The 13618-nt window shown below is 71.0% G+C and carries 15 protein-coding genes; 9 read left to right on the plus strand and 6 right to left on the minus strand.

The features are described 5' to 3' along the window. The first annotated feature begins 180 nt into the window (after positions 1 to 180). Genes HFP48_RS20570 through mnhG form a run of 6 tightly spaced genes read left to right on the plus strand, consistent with a single transcriptional unit; the run spans position 181 to position 6340 of the window. A complete protein-coding gene (locus HFP48_RS20570; RefSeq protein WP_168579938.1) occupies positions 181 to 3018 on the plus strand; it encodes a Na+/H+ antiporter subunit A in 2838 nt (945 codons plus the stop codon). Then, positions 3015 to 3623, plus strand: coding sequence for a Na(+)/H(+) antiporter subunit C (locus HFP48_RS20575; protein ID WP_006932433.1), 609 nt, complete (start codon positions 3015 to 3017; stop codon positions 3621 to 3623). The genes HFP48_RS20570 and HFP48_RS20575 overlap by 4 nt, the downstream gene beginning before the upstream one ends. Then, the gene (locus HFP48_RS20580; RefSeq protein ID WP_168579939.1) at positions 3620 to 5206 is read left to right on the plus strand and encodes a Na+/H+ antiporter subunit D; all 1587 of its coding nucleotides are present in this window, start codon (positions 3620 to 3622) and stop codon (positions 5204 to 5206) included. Before HFP48_RS20575 ends, HFP48_RS20580 begins: the two co-directional genes overlap by 4 nt. A gap of 41 nt (positions 5207 to 5247) precedes the next feature. Beyond that, on the plus strand, positions 5248 to 5748 hold the full coding sequence (locus tag HFP48_RS20585) for a Na+/H+ antiporter subunit E (RefSeq protein ID WP_044475672.1): 501 nt from the start codon (positions 5248 to 5250) through the stop codon (positions 5746 to 5748). Continuing rightward, positions 5748 to 6008 (plus strand): monovalent cation/H+ antiporter complex subunit F, encoded by a 261-nt coding sequence (locus HFP48_RS20590; RefSeq protein WP_006932436.1) that lies wholly within the window; start codon positions 5748 to 5750, stop codon positions 6006 to 6008. The genes HFP48_RS20585 and HFP48_RS20590 overlap by 1 nt, the downstream gene beginning before the upstream one ends. Next, the gene (mnhG, locus tag HFP48_RS20595) at positions 6005 to 6340 is read left to right on the plus strand and encodes a monovalent cation/H(+) antiporter subunit G (protein WP_006932437.1); all 336 of its coding nucleotides are present in this window, start codon (positions 6005 to 6007) and stop codon (positions 6338 to 6340) included. Before HFP48_RS20590 ends, mnhG begins: the two co-directional genes overlap by 4 nt. On the opposite strand, the gene HFP48_RS20600 is transcribed toward mnhG, so the two are convergent. The 5 genes from HFP48_RS20600 to HFP48_RS20620 all read right to left on the minus strand — a co-directional run bounded on the left by HFP48_RS20600 (position 6306) and on the right by HFP48_RS20620 (position 10571). Continuing rightward, positions 6306 to 7622 (minus strand): phosphatase PAP2 family protein, encoded by a 1317-nt coding sequence (locus HFP48_RS20600; protein ID WP_029545326.1) that lies wholly within the window; start codon positions 7620 to 7622, stop codon positions 6306 to 6308. The two genes, mnhG and HFP48_RS20600, sit on opposite strands and share 35 nt — an antisense overlap. 64 nt (positions 7623 to 7686) lie before the next feature. Continuing rightward, positions 7687 to 8808, minus strand: a complete 1122-nt coding sequence (locus tag HFP48_RS20605; protein WP_102799057.1) for a glutamate--cysteine ligase — start codon at positions 8806 to 8808, stop codon at positions 7687 to 7689. A gap of 78 nt (positions 8809 to 8886) precedes the next feature. Beyond that, positions 8887 to 9534, minus strand: coding sequence for a superoxide dismutase family protein (locus tag HFP48_RS20610; protein ID WP_006938245.1), 648 nt, complete (start codon positions 9532 to 9534; stop codon positions 8887 to 8889). Between the two features lie 59 nt (positions 9535 to 9593). Next, positions 9594 to 10142, minus strand: a complete 549-nt coding sequence (locus HFP48_RS20615; protein WP_006938242.1) for a LytR C-terminal domain-containing protein — start codon at positions 10140 to 10142, stop codon at positions 9594 to 9596. Positions 10143 to 10190: 48 nt separating this feature from the next. Beyond that, entirely contained in the window at positions 10191 to 10571 is a 381-nt protein-coding gene (locus HFP48_RS20620) for a DUF3263 domain-containing protein (protein WP_006938240.1), read from the minus strand. A 134-nt stretch (positions 10572 to 10705) separates the two neighbouring features. Between HFP48_RS20620 and HFP48_RS20625 the strand changes: the two genes are divergently transcribed. From HFP48_RS20625 to HFP48_RS20635, 3 genes are read left to right on the plus strand one after another with little or no spacing between them, the layout of a single operon-like run. Beyond that, positions 10706 to 11305: a peptide deformylase gene (locus HFP48_RS20625; RefSeq protein WP_006938238.1), complete on the plus strand. Its 600-nt coding sequence runs from the start codon at positions 10706 to 10708 to the stop codon at positions 11303 to 11305. A gap of 7 nt (positions 11306 to 11312) precedes the next feature. Then, on the plus strand, positions 11313 to 12281 hold the full coding sequence (locus HFP48_RS20630) for a GNAT family N-acetyltransferase (protein WP_065922267.1): 969 nt from the start codon (positions 11313 to 11315) through the stop codon (positions 12279 to 12281). 9 nt (positions 12282 to 12290) lie between these two features. Then, positions 12291 to 13094 carry an exodeoxyribonuclease III gene (locus tag HFP48_RS20635; RefSeq protein WP_029545336.1) on the plus strand — a complete coding sequence of 268 codons (804 nt, stop codon included), beginning with the start codon at positions 12291 to 12293 and terminating at the stop codon, positions 13092 to 13094. Between the two features lie 34 nt (positions 13095 to 13128). On the opposite strand, the gene HFP48_RS20640 is transcribed toward HFP48_RS20635, so the two are convergent. Further along, positions 13129 to 13479: a GNAT family N-acetyltransferase gene (locus HFP48_RS20640; protein ID WP_029545338.1), complete on the minus strand. Its 351-nt coding sequence runs from the start codon at positions 13477 to 13479 to the stop codon at positions 13129 to 13131. Positions 13480 to 13618: the final 139 nt, after the last annotated feature.

Genomic DNA, 13618 nt, shown 5'->3' on the forward strand with positions numbered 1-13618 from the left:
CGCAACCGTGCGAATGCTGCCGGTAAGCTGACACCGAATCCGATTTGTCCATTTGCAGAGCAGCACGTGCATCGGGATTTCCCGGGTCCGCGCGGCTCGGGCATCGCCCCCTGTGGGTGCTGCACAACACTTGCAAGCCTGTTACACCCCGCCGCCAGGCCCGACCCCGACGGAGTGCCTTTGCTCGCCATACTCATCGCCCACGCGGTCGCCGCTCTCGTTGCGCCGCCTCTGGTCAGAGTCATGGGGAGAAATGCGTTCCTACCGCTGGCGCTCGTGCCACTGGCGAGCCTCGGCTGGGTGATCGGCAACTGGGGCACGGAACGCACGCTGCACATCGCGTGGGCGCCGGGCCTGTCGATGAACATCGACATGCGCTTCGACTCCCTCGCGGCGATCATGTCGGCGCTGGTGCTGGGCATCGGCGCGCTCATCCTGCTCTACTGCGCCCGGTACTTCACCGACGACGAGCCCCGCCTGGGGATCTTCGCCGCCGAGATGGTCGCCTTCGCCGGCGCCATGTTCGGCCTGGTGACCAGCGACAACATGCTGGTCCTCTACACGTTCTGGGAACTGACCACCGTGCTGTCGTTCCTGCTGGTCGGCCACTACGCGGAGCGGGCGTCGAGCCGCCGCGCCGCCACCCAGGCCCTGCTCGTCACCACCGCGGGTGGCCTCGCGATGCTCGTCGGCATCATCGTGCTCGGGCAGCTGGTGGGCAGCTACAACCTCTCCGACGTGATCGCGGCCGCCCCGAGCGGCTGGCTGGCCGGGGTGGGCGTCGCCCTGGTGCTGGTCGGCGCCCTGTCGAAGTCCGCGGTGGTGCCGCTGCACTTCTGGCTGCCCGGCGCGATGGCAGCCCCGACCCCCGTCTCCGCGTACCTGCACGCCGCCGCGATGGTGAAGGCGGGCATCTATCTGGTGGCGCGGCTGGCTCCGGCGTTCGCCGATGCGGCGCCGTGGCGGCCCATCGTCGTCACCCTCGGCCTGGCGTCGATGCTGCTCGCCGGCTGGCGCGCGTTCCGGGCCTTCGACCTGAAGCTGATCCTGGCGTTCGGCACCGTCAGCCAGCTCGGTTTCCTCATCGCCCTGGTGGGGATCGGCAGCCGGGAGGCGGCGCTGGCCGGCATGGCCATGGTCGTGGCCCATGCGATGTTCAAGGCCTGCCTGTTCATGGTGGTCGGCATCGTCGACCACGGCGCCGGCACCCGCGACATCCGCAAGCTCGCGCACCTCGGGAAGCGGGCGCCGTTCCTCGCGGCCGTCGCGGCCGTCGCCGCGATGAGCATGGGCGGCCTGCCCGTGTTCATCGGGTTCGTCGGCAAGGAGGCCGCCCTCGAGGCCGTGCAGGTGACGACCCTGCTGAGCCCGTGGGCCCGGATCGCGGTACTCACCGCTATCGTCGCCGGGTCGATTCTCACCCTGGCGTACAGCATCCGGTTCGTGTGGGGCGCCTTCGGACGCAAGCAGCTCAAGCGCCCGAGTCCGGCCGTGCAGAACTTCCACGCCGCCGGCCCGCTGCTGCTGTTCTCCCCGACCGTCCTGGCCTTCGGCGGGTTGGCCGCCGGACTCGCGGCGCCGTGGCTCGACACGCTGCTGTCCCCCTACGCGGACACGCTGCCCAGCACCCTGGACAAGCCCTACCACCTCGCGCTGTGGCACGGCGTCGGCCTCCCCCTCGTGCAGACCGCCGTCGTCGTGGTCGGTGGCACCGCGCTGTACTTCGCCCACCGCGCGATCTCCCGCGTGAAGTTCGAGCGTCAGCTGTTCGGCAACGCCGACCGCATGTACGACGCGACGCTGCGCTTCATGGACACCGTGTCGATACGGCTGACCGGTTCCACCCAGCGGGGCTCGCTGCCGCTGACCCAGGGCATCATCCTGGTCACCCTGGTGGTGCTGCCCACCACGCTGCTGCTGGTGTTCGGCCCCGAGCGGGACATGGCGGTGCGGTGGTGGGACTCGTCCGTCCAGTTCGCGGCGGCGGCCATCATCATGTGCGGCGCCCTGGCCGCGACGGTGATGCGCAACCGCCTCGCCGGCGTGCTGCTCGTGGGCCTGACCGGCTACGGGTGCGGATTCCTGTTCGCCCTGCAGGGCGCCCCGGACCTCGCGCTCACGCAGTTCCTCGTCGAAACGCTGACCCTCGTCATCTTCGTGCTGGTGCTGCGCAAGCTCCCCGCCGAGTCCCGTCCCGAACACGTGGTGGGCCGGAAGCTGCCGCGTGCCCTGCTCGGCATCGCCGTCGGCGTCGCGGTCACGACGATCGGGGTGTTCGCCACGAACGCCCGCACCGCCGACCCGATCGCGCTGCTGCTGCCGGAGGCGGCCTACGAACTCGGCAACGGCAAGAACGTGGTCAACGTGCTGCTCGTCGACATCCGGGCATGGGACACCCTCGGGGAGATCTCCGTGCTGCTCGTCGCGGCGACGGGCGTGGCGAGCCTGGTGTTCCGCACCCGCCGCTTCGGTTCGGCGCCGCGCGTCTCGGACGCCCCCGCGGCGCAGCTCGACGCGATGTCGTCGAGCACCGAGACGACGTGGCTGCGCGGCGGGGACCTCATCGACCCGCGGCACCGCTCGCTGGTCCTCGAGGTCACGACCCGCCTGGTGTTCCCGACGATGATGGTGCTGTCGGTCTACTTCTTCTTCGCCGGGCACAACGCGCCCGGCGGCGGCTTCGCCGGCGGCCTGATCGCGGGACTTGCGCTGGTGCTGAGGTATCTGGCCGGTGGCCGTTACGAGCTCGGCGAGGCGGTGCCCATCGACGCGGGCAAGATCCTCGGCCTGGGTCTGACGTTCTCGGCGGGCACCGCCCTGGTCTCCCTGTTCCTCGGTGCGCCGCCGCTGTCGTCGGCGACCGTCGAGATGACTCTGCCGCTGCTCGGCGACATCAAGCTCGTCACCGCACTGTTCTTCGACCTGGGGGTGTATCTGATCGTCGTCGGCCTGGTACTCGACGTGCTCCGCAGTCTCGGCGCGCGTCTCGATGCGGAGATCGTGGGTGAGAAGCGATGAGCGCGAATCTGACCATGCTCGCTCTGGTCGGGGTGCTGGTCGCCTCCGGGGTGTACCTGCTGCTCGAGCGCAGCATCATCAAGATGCTGCTGGGGTTGCTGCTGATCGGCAACGGCATCAACCTGCTGATCCTCACCCTCGCCGGCCCGGCCGGCGGCCCGCCCGTGGTCGGTGCCCGCAACGACCTGCACGAGAACATGGCCGACCCGCTGGCACAGGCGATGATCCTCACGGCGATCGTCATCACCATGGGCGTGGCCGGCTTCGTGCTGGCGCTCACGTACCGGTCGTTCACGCTCAGTGCCCGCGACGAGGTCGAGAACGACCCCGAGGACACCAAGGTGTCGCAGCGGCGCTCGCCCGCCGAGGCCCCCGACCGCGACCGTTCGGACGATCCGCTCACCGGCCTGCCGAGCCGCAGCGGCGACGCGTTCGACGCGGCCGGCAACCCGATCCCCCTGGAGGAACTCGTCAACCTGGAGGACCTCGAATCCTACGAGGACCTGCACGACGGCGACTTCGACGACGAGACGGATTCGGCCTACAGCGACGGTGAGACGGCCCGCGGGGACGACGCACCGTCCCGGGGAGGAAGGACCCGATGATCCTGTCCGCGACGGCGCTGACCCCGCTGCCCGTCCTCATCCCGATGCTGGCGGCGGCCGCGACGCTGATCCTCGGGCGCCGGCCCCGCGCTCAGCGGGCCGTGACCCTCGTTGCGCTCGTCGCCGTGCTGGTGGTCTCGGGCCTGCTGCTGTACCTCGCCGACCGGGACGGCATCGCGGTCATGCAGGTCGGCGGATGGGACTCCCCCATCGGGATCTCCCTGGTGGTCGACCGGCTCGCGGCGCTGATGCTGGTGGTGTCGGCGATCGTGCTGCTCGCCGTCATGCTGTACGCGGTCGGACAGGGCATCCACGACGGCAACGACCAGCAGCCCGTGTCGATCTTCCTGCCGACGTACCTGGCACTGACCGCGGGCGTGTGCAACGCATTCCTCGCCGGCGACCTGTTCAACCTCTTCGTCGGGTTCGAGGTGCTGCTCGCGGCGTCGTTCGTGCTGCTCACCCTGGGGGCGAGCGCGGACCGGGTCCGCGCCGGCGTCTCCTACGTGATGGTCTCGATGGTCTCGTCGCTGATCTTCCTGGCCGGCATGGGGTTCGCGTACGCCGCCACCGGCACCCTGAACCTGGCGCAGATGGCGGTGCGGATGGACGACGTGCCGGAGGGCACCCGCGCCGCGATCTTCGGCGTGCTCCTCGTCGCGTTCGGCATCAAGGCGGCGGTGTTCCCGCTGTCGACGTGGCTGCCGGACTCGTACCCCACCGCTCCGGCGCCGGTCACCGCCGTGTTCGCCGGCCTGCTCACGAAGGTCGGCGTCTATGCCATCATCCGGGCGCACACGCTGCTGTTCCCGGGCGGCGAGCTCGACAACGTGCTCCTGGTGGCCGGCCTGCTGACGATGGTGATCGGCATCCTCGGCGCCATCGCCCAGAACGACATCAAGCGCCTGCTGTCGTTCACCCTCGTCAGCCACATCGGCTACATGGTGTTCGGGATCGCCCTCTCGACGCAGGCGGGGTTGTCCGGCGCCGTGTACTACGTCGCCCATCACATCCTGGTCCAGACGACGCTGTTCCTCGTGGTCGGCCTGATCGAGCGGCAGGCCGGCTCGGCGTCGCTGCGGCGGCTCGGCGGACTCGCCCTCGCCAGCCCGGTCCTCGCGATCGCGTTCCTCGTCCCGGCGCTGAACCTCGGGGGCATCCCCCCGTTCTCCGGGTTCATCGGGAAGGTGGCCCTGCTGCAGGCCGGCGCCGCCGACGGATCCGTCCTGGCGTGGGTGCTGGTTGCGGGCGGCACCGTCACGAGCCTCCTCACCCTGTACGTCGTCGCCCGGGTGTGGACCAAGGCCTTCTGGCGGGCCCGCGCCGACGCCCCCGAGGGCGGCCTCGCCGACGCCGCCCCGTCCGCGCTGATCGACGAATCCGGGATGGAGGTCGCCTTCTCGGACCGGGCCGACGTCGGGCGCATGCCCCCGGCAATGCTGGTTCCGACGATCGGTCTCGTCGTCGTCGGCCTGGCCCTGACCGTGTTCGCCGGCCCGCTCGTCGACATCAGCGACCGTGCCGCCGAGAACCTGCGGGATCGGTCCGTCTACATCGAAGCCGTGCTGGGAGGTCAGCCGTGACGAGCCGGTCGAATCTGCTCCGCCTGTTCGTCCTGGGCTGGATGACGCTGGTGTGGGTGCTGTTGTGGGGCACCTTCAGCGCCGCGAACCTGCTCGGCGGGATCGCCGTCGCGGTGATCGTCACAGTGATGCTGCCGCTGCCGCGCGTGCCCGTCGAGGGCCGCCTGCACGTGCTGTCCGCCGTGCGCCTGGCCGCCGTGATCTTCGTGGATACGATGAAGTCCACGGTCTCGGTCGGGTGGCTCGCGATCCGGCCGGCGCCGCCGCCGGTGACCGGTGTGCTGCGGTGCCGGCTCACCATCAAGTCCGACCTGGTGCTCACCCTGTGGGCGGACATCATGAACAACATCCCCGGCACGATGGTCCTCGAGATCGACCAGGCCCGCCGGATCGTCCACGTCCACGTCCTGGACGTGGGCACCGACCGGAAGGTCGCGGACTTCTACCGCTCCGCGCGGCGCATCGAACGCCTGCTGATCTCGACGTTCGAACGCAACAACGAATGGCAGCCCAGCCCCTGGGTCGTCCGGGAGGAGGCGTGATGACGGTGATACTGGCGCTCTCGGGCGCTCTGCTGGTGGTCGCGGCCGCGCTCATCACCTACCGGGTGCTGGCCGGCCCCACCTCGCTGGACCGGCTGATCGCCCTCGACGCACTGTTGGCCATCGCGATGTGCGGGCTCGCCGCGTGGGCGGTGCACAGCCGGGATACGACGATCGTGCCGGCCGTCGTCGCTCTGGCCCTCGTCGGATTCATCGGCTCGGTGTCGGTGGCACGATTCCGGGTGCGTGACGACCAGTGACCACCGTGCTGGAACTCGTCGGCCACGTCCTCATCCTGATCGGCTCGGTCATCTCCCTCACCGCAGCGGTCGGCATCGTGCGCTTCCGCGACACCCTCTCGCGCATGCATCCGGCAACGAAACCGCAGGTGGTCGGCCTGCTGTTCGTGCTCGGCGGCGCGATGCTCATCCTGCGGGGCAACGTCGACATCTGGATGCTGGCGCTGGCGGGCATGTTCATGGTGCTGACCGCTCCCGTCATCGCCCACCGGGTGGGCCGGCTCGCCTACCGGGAGCAGCTCGGCCGCGACGGTCTGCTCAGCGGCGACGAGCAGTCGCCGGACGGGAGCTGACCGCATCCGGCCGGCGATCGCCGTCGGCCGCATGGAACGTGACGTGGAAGGCCACCGCCACCACCACCAGCGAACCGAGCAGGAGGGGCCCGGCGAGCGGAGCGTGCTCCGCCATGAGACCCGGCAGGTACCGGTAGGCCGCCAGCTGCGCGGCCAGCACCGCCGTGCCGCCCGCGACGAGGCGGATGCGGAACCAGCCCCAGCCGCGGTCCGGGTCGCGCAGCGCGGCCTCGAGCGTCAGGCACAGCACCGCGCCGGAGACGAGGTCCACGCCGTAGTGGTAGCCGAAGCCCAGCGTGGCGGCGAGGGTGCAGCCGAGCCACCCGGTGCCGAGCAGCCGCAGCCAACCGGGGCCGCCCCGGGTGTGCAGGAACAGCGCCAGCGCCCACGCGGTGTGCAGGCTCGGCATGCAGTTGCGCGGGGTGACCGCGTCGAACGGGATCGGCTGCGGGTCGGGATTCCACGGCACCGCAGCCGGCCAGAAGGTCCCCACCTGCCAGCCCGCGCCGTGGTCGCCGAACGCGAAGATCGGGCCCACCACCGGGAACAGCATGTAGACCAGCGGCCCCACCAGGCCGATGAGCAGGAAGGTGCGCACCAGGTGGTGTGCGGGCCAGGGGCGGCCGCCGCCGACGTTGCGGAGCTGGTACACGGCGACGACGATCGCCGCGACGGGCAGCTCGATGTACACCCAGTGCAGCACCGCGTACACGCCGGGCCCGAGCCATTCGAGAGCCCGGCCCGCCAGCCACGACGGATTGCCCAGGGCGTGGTCGGCGAGCTGGACGTACTCGTCGAGCACGTCCGGCCGGGTCCGTGCGGTCAGTTCGAGCCACGTGTCGCCGATCTTGACCGAGAGCACCAGCAGAACCCCGAGCGCGATGCCGCGCAGCGCACCGCGGCGCGGGCCGCCCTGCAACGCGACCGCGGCGTATCCGGCCAGCAGCACGAGCACGATCGTCGGCCCGTTCCCCACCGTCAGGGGCCCGCCGGTGAGGTACCGCTCGGCCGCGAACGCCCCGTCGAGCAGCACCGCGGCACCGACCGCCACGTACCGCAGGCGCGCGGTCAGGCCCACCATCGCCAGCGCGAGACCGGCCCACGGCACGGACGCCGACTTCGGGATCGCGACGACGTCGCCGACGAGTCCGGGGAGCGGCCCGGGGAACCCGCTGTACCGCGCGACCGCCTCGGCCACGAGGACACCGAGGATCGCGCCGGTCAGAGCGAGGGGAACGAACAATTGCGGCACATGCGCCGGCTGCGCCTTCGGGCGCTCCACCCCTCGGATCGACACCGGTACATGGTAAACAGCGTGTGAACTGTGCGGGAACGCGGCCGATCGTTCAGGCGCGCAGTTCCTCCACCAGCGAGTCCACCACCGCGACGAGGTCGCCGCCGGTCTGCTCCGCGATCCGGCGCTGCCGCTGGTAGGAGGCTCCCCGCACGGGGATCTGCGCCACCTGGGCGAGTTCGTCCGCACAGCCGAGCCGCGCCGCCGTGGGAGTGAGCTGCTCGAGCAGGTCGTTCAGGTCGTCGGTGACGAGGCGCTCGTGGCACACCGGGTCGAGGATCACCTCGGCCTCGAGGCCGTAGCGGGCGGCGCGCCACTTGTTCTCCTTGACGTGCCACGGCTGCAGGGTGGGCAGCTGCTCGCCCCGCTCGAGCCGCTCGTCGTAGTACACGACGAGCGAGTGCACGAGGGCGACGAGGGCGGCCAGCTCGGCCTTGTTGGTGATGCCGTCGAAGACCCGGACCTCGATGGTGCCCCACCGCGGCGACGGGCGGATGTCCCAGTGCATGCCGCCCGGCTTCGTGATGACCCCGGACTTGAGCTGGTCCTCGATGAAGCTCTCGTACTGGGCCCAGCTCTCGAAGTGGTACGGCAGTCCGGCCGTCGGCAGCTGCTGGAACATCAGGGCACGGTTGCTCGCGTAGCCGGTGTCCACGCCCGCCCAGATCGGTGAGGAGGCCGACAGCGCCAGCATGTGCGGGTACTTCACCAGCAACGCGTTGAGGATCGGGATGACCTTCTCCGCGGACGAGACACCGACGTGGACGTGCACGCCCCAGATGAGCATCTGCCGGCCCCACCAGCGGGTGCGCTCGATCATCTCGTCGTAGTCCGGGGACCGGGTGACGACCTGGTCGGTCCACTGCCCGAACGGATGGGTGCCGGCGCAGATCAGATCCACCCCCGCGGGATCGGCGGCGGTGCGCAGCAGGTCGAGGGATTCGGCCAGGTCGCCGACGGCCTCGGCGACGGTGTCGTGCACGTCGGTGACGAGTTCGACGGTGTTGCGGAGGAACTCCTTGGTGAGCCGCGGGGTCTGCCCGGCGCGCTGCTCGACCGCGTCGAAGACGACTGCGGCGGTGTTCGACAGGTCGCGCGTCTTCTTGTCCACCAGCGCGATCTCCCACTCGACGCCGAGAGTCGGGCGGGGTGAACCGGGAAACGGTACAGGCACGAATCGATCCAACCACAGGGCCCCGGCGACCGTCGCCGGTCGCCGGGGCCCTGCAAGTAGAGTTTCGGGAGGTGGCCGTCAGGAGACGACGCCGCAGGCGAGACGCTCGCCGCCGGCGGTTTCCTGGTGGACGACGACGGACGTGCCGTCCCCGCCCTGCAGGTCGTCGAGGGTGAACGCCTCGGTGGTGACGGTCAGCGATCCGGAGCCGCCCTCGCGCACCACGACCGCACCGAGGTCACCGCTCTCGGGGATGCTGGTGTTGCCGCCGGCCTGCAGGTGCCCGCCCGCGGACAGGAAGTTGCCGGGCTCGCCGCCGGTCGGGGCGGTGGAGTTGGTCTCGCACTTGCCGACCTCGTGGACGTGGACGCCGCGGTAGCCGACCGGCATGCCCTCGAGCTCGACGGTCGCCTCGACGCGTCCGTCGACCTCGGTGAAGGTGACCGTGCCGGCGGCCGCACCGGCCGGGGTCCGCAGCTCGGCGGAGTGCTCCGCGCCGCCGGTGCCGCCCGCCGCGCCCGTCGTGGCCTCCCCCGGGACAGCGCTGCCGCCGTGGGCCTCGTCGGCGCCCTCCGGCGCCGCGGAACCCGTCCACACCGGCGGGGTGGTGCCGGGGGTGTCGCTCGGCTCCTCGCTGTTCGAGCACGCGCTCAGGCCCACCGCAGCGATCGCGACGATCGGGGCCAGGGCACGCCAGGACATGCGACGGGTGGAACTCGAGGCCATCAAACCGCTCCTTCGAAGTGGCGAAAAGTCACCTGATCATAGCCGGGGGGCGGAAGCCCTCACGGCGAGGTGACGATGACGATGACGCCCGGCGACGAGTCCCGGATCCCGGCGAAGCGCGGCTGGGCCGTCACCCCCAGCGCCTCGGCCACCGCCTCCGCGGTCTGCCGCTCCCCCGGGCCCGTGCCGTAGTACACGGACGTGGTTTCGATCACGCCGTCGCTGTAGTTGCCCGTCTCCGCAACGGTGAATCCCTCGTCCTCGAGCAGGCCGGCCGTCTGGGCGGCCAGGCCCGAGACGTTGCTGTTGTTGAGCACCCGCACGGGGGCGGCGGCCCCCGCCGACGTGGTGGCGGAGACCGTCGTCGTGGCCGACGGAGCCGCACCGGGGGCGGTCGTCCTCGCCGACGTCGCGGCGAGCGGCGCCGACGTCGCGGACGTGGTCGCCGGCGCGGCCGCGGGCTCGGTCGTCGGCTCGGGAGCCGGGCTCTCGGAATCGGAGCCTCCGAGCGAGGCGAGACCGAGGCCGGCGAACAGGATGGCGAGAGAGATCAGCACCATCGCGAGCGCTCGCAGCGGCGGACCCGACGATTCCGAGGTTGTGCTCACGCTCTCGACCTTAGTTGCCGCGCCCGCCGGATCACCGTCGTACTCGTACTACTTGGTGATCTCGAAGCCGAGCCGGCGCGCGGCGCGGGCCTTCTGCCGGCTGGCCCGCAGCCGGCGCAACCGCTTGACGAGCATGGGGTCGGCCGCCAGCGCCTCCGGCCGGTCCACCAGCGCGTTGAGGACCTGGTAGTAGCGGGTCGCGGACAGACCGAAGAGTTCCTTGATCGCCTCTTCCTTGGCACCGGCGTACTTCCACCACTGCCGCTCGAAGGCGAGGATGTCGCGCTCCCGGCGAGAGAGACCGTCCGTGCCGGCCTCGTCCGGGCCGGCCGCGGGGTGGTTGTTCTCGGCGTGGTTGTTCTCGGCGTGGTTGCTCCGGTCGGAAACCTGCTCGGATTCGTTACCGATTTGCGCTGCTGCGCCGTCCATCTCACTCCTCGACTGCCTCGAATCACGCCGAGGTCCGATCGGACCCGGGTGTTTCCGAGGGCAATTCAACCACGGTGGTACGACAGGTACCGGCTCAACGGACAGGCGAGTCCTGCCCACTATCCTCTTGCACCATGGCAATACTTCCGATCCGGATCGTCGGTGACCCCGTCCTGCATCACCCGACGAAACCGGTCACCCAGTCGCCGGCCGAACTGGCCCAGCTGATCGCCGACATGTACGAGACGATGGATGCGGCGAACGGCGTCGGTCTCGCCGCCAACCAGGTCGGTGTCGACCTGCGGCTGTTCGTCTACGACTGCCCCGACCTGGACGAGGCCGGCAACGTGGTCCGCCGCCGCGGCGAGGTGATCAACCCCGTGCTCGAGACGTCGGAGATCCCGGAGACGATGCCCGACCCCGACGACGACGTCGAGGGGTGCCTGTCGGTCCCCGGCGAGCAGTTCCCCACCGGGCGCGCCGAGTGGGCGAAGGTCACCGGCACCGACGCCGAGGGCAACCCGATCGAGATCGAGGGCCACGGCTTCTTCGCCCGGATGCTGCAGCACGAGGTCGGCCACCTCGACGGCTACCTGTACGTCGACAAGCTCATCGGACGCAACGCCCGCGCCGCCAAGAAGACGATCAAGCGGGCGGGGTGGGGCGTGCCCGGCCTCAGCTGGGTGCCCGGGACGGTCGAGGACCCGTTCGGCCACGACGACGACGAGGACTGACGCGCCGGTGACGACCGAGCAGTCCGTACCCGTCGGCACCCGGGTGGTGCTGCGCTACCGGCTGCCCGCCGGCTACAGCCACCCGATGACCGACGTGATCGGCGAGCTGGTCTCCCTCGAACCGGCCGTGGTGGTGCGCACCGCCGGCGGCCGCCTCGTGCAGGTCGCGCCCGAGGCCGTGGTCGCGCTCAAGGCCCTCGGTGCCCGGCCGATCCGCACCGGTGAGATCCGCGCCCTCGAGAACGCCGCGGCTGCCGCCTGGCCCGGGCTGGAACAGGGCTGGATCGACGGCTGGCTCCTGCGGGCCGGCGCCGGCTTCACCGGCCGCGCGAATTCCGCCACCCCGCTCGGCGACCCGGGCACGGTCGCCGACCCCCTCGATCCGGACGCGCACGCCCGGATGCGCGAGTGGTTCGCGGTCCGCGGCCTGCCGCTGCGGCTCCTGCTGCCGGACCGGCTCGCCCGGCTCCCGCACGGGTGGGCACCGAGCGACGAGGTGCAGGTGCTGGCCGCCGACCTCGACAACGTGCCGCTGCCCGGCGTCGCCACCCCCGTGACCGTGAGCGCCGGCCCGGACCCCGGGTGGCTGTCGCTGTACCGCTACCGCGGCGCGCCGATGCCTGCCGATGGCCGGGCGGTCGTCGAGTCCGTCCTGGGCGGCGTCCTGGGCTTCGGCCGCATCGGCGGCGACACGGAGACCCTGGCGATCGCCCGGGCCGCGGTCACCGACGCCCCCGACGGCCGCCGCTGGGTAGGCCTGACCGCGGTCGAGGTGGCCGCCGCGCACCGCCGGAACGGCCTCGGCACGCTCGTGTGCGGGGCCCTGCTGCAGTGGGGTCGCGACCACGGCGCCACCCACGCATACCTGCAGGTCGCGGCGGGGAACACCGCCGCTCGGGGCCTGTACCGGGCGCTCGGATTCGTCGAGCACCACCGCTACCGGTACGCCACGGAACCTGTCGGTCCGCTCGCCTAGAGTGGGGACGTGCGTCTTGCTACCTGGAACGTGAACTCCGTCCGTGCCCGTACCGACCGGATCCTCGACTGGCTGCAGCGGACGGGCACCGATGTGCTCGCCATGCAGGAGACCAAGTGCAAGGACGAGCAGTTCCCGTACGAGCGGTTCGAAGAACTCGGCTACCGGGTGGCGCACGTGGGGCTCTCCCAGTGGAACGGCGTCGCCATCGCCTCCCGCATCGGTCTCGACGACGTGCAGGTCGGGTTCGAGGACCAGCCCGGGTTCACCAAGGACCCGGACGCCGACCCGGCTCAGGAGGCCCGGGCGATCGGCGCGACGTGCGGCGGCGTGCGGGTGTGGAGCCTGTACGTGCCCAACGGCCGTGAGCTGGCCGATCCCCACTACGTCTACAAGCTCGAGTGGCTGGCGAAGCTGCGGGCCGACGCACAGGCCTGGCTCGCCGCCGACCCGCAGAAGCAGATCGCGCTCGTCGGTGACTGGAACATCGCTCCCACCGACGAGGACGTGTGGGATCCGGCGTTCTTCGAGGGTCGGACGCACACGTCGGAGCCGGAGCGGGAGGCGTTCCGCGCCTTCCTCGACGGCGGCTTCACCGACGTGGTGCGCCCGCACGCCCCGGGCCCGGGTGTGTACACCTACTGGGACTACACCCAGCTGCGCTTCCCGAAGCGCCAGGGCATGCGCATCGACTTCGTCCTCGGCTCCCCCGCGCTCGCGGCGCGGGTCTCCGGCGCGGAGATCGACCGCAACGAGCGCAAGGGCAAGGGCGCGAGCGACCACGCGCCCGTCGTCGTCGACCTCGCCGACTGAGGCGACCCGGTCACGGCGGGGCGGAATCCGCGCGTCAGCGACGGCCGGCGGTCGGCTCGAGCGGCAGGACGACGTCCCGGTACTCGGGGTGGGCGGTGAGGAACCGTTGCACGTAGGTGCACACGGGCCGGACCCGCCAGCCACGCTGACGCGCGAGATCCAGGGAGTGGCCCACGAGCACCCCCGCGAGCCCACGGTGCCCGAAGTCCTCGACGATGACGGTGTGCAGGAAATCGACGACGGGATGGTTGCGCCCGGGCACGCCCGAGGGACGATCCGTGTCGAAATACCCGAGGATCCCGACAAGATCCCCGTTGAGGCGTAGCTCGAAGCGGTTCTGATCCTTGTTGTCGGTCACCTCGGTACGCGGCGAGTTGACGAGCATGATCCCCTCCGTGGTGCCGTAACCGAACTGTGACCTACGCCACTATAGAGCATGCAGGGTGTATCCGCCGAGACGTAGGCGGCAAATATCTGTCCTGCCCCCGACACGGTGCTGCCCTGCCACCCCCCGCGCGGTGCCG

Source organism: Rhodococcus sp. DMU1, assembly GCF_012272955.1.
In the GTDB taxonomy this organism is placed as follows: domain Bacteria; phylum Actinomycetota; class Actinomycetes; order Mycobacteriales; family Mycobacteriaceae; genus Rhodococcus; species Rhodococcus aetherivorans.

Coding starts and splice junctions, on each gene's coding strand:
- HFP48_RS20580 (WP_168579939.1), top strand. CDS start 3,620: ATGATCCTGTCCGCGACGGCGCTGACCCCGCTGCCCGTCCTCATCCCG.
- HFP48_RS20625 (WP_006938238.1), top strand. CDS start 10,706: ATGGCAATACTTCCGATCCGGATCGTCGGTGACCCCGTCCTGCATCAC.
- HFP48_RS20610 (WP_006938245.1), bottom strand. CDS start 9,534: ATGGCCTCGAGTTCCACCCGTCGCATGTCCTGGCGTGCCCTGGCCCCG.
- HFP48_RS20585 (WP_044475672.1), top strand. CDS start 5,248: ATGACGCTGGTGTGGGTGCTGTTGTGGGGCACCTTCAGCGCCGCGAAC.
- HFP48_RS20590 (WP_006932436.1), top strand. CDS start 5,748: ATGACGGTGATACTGGCGCTCTCGGGCGCTCTGCTGGTGGTCGCGGCC.
- HFP48_RS20640 (WP_029545338.1), bottom strand. CDS start 13,479: ATGCTCGTCAACTCGCCGCGTACCGAGGTGACCGACAACAAGGATCAG.
- HFP48_RS20575 (WP_006932433.1), top strand. CDS start 3,015: ATGAGCGCGAATCTGACCATGCTCGCTCTGGTCGGGGTGCTGGTCGCC.
- HFP48_RS20620 (WP_006938240.1), bottom strand. CDS start 10,571: ATGGACGGCGCAGCAGCGCAAATCGGTAACGAATCCGAGCAGGTTTCC.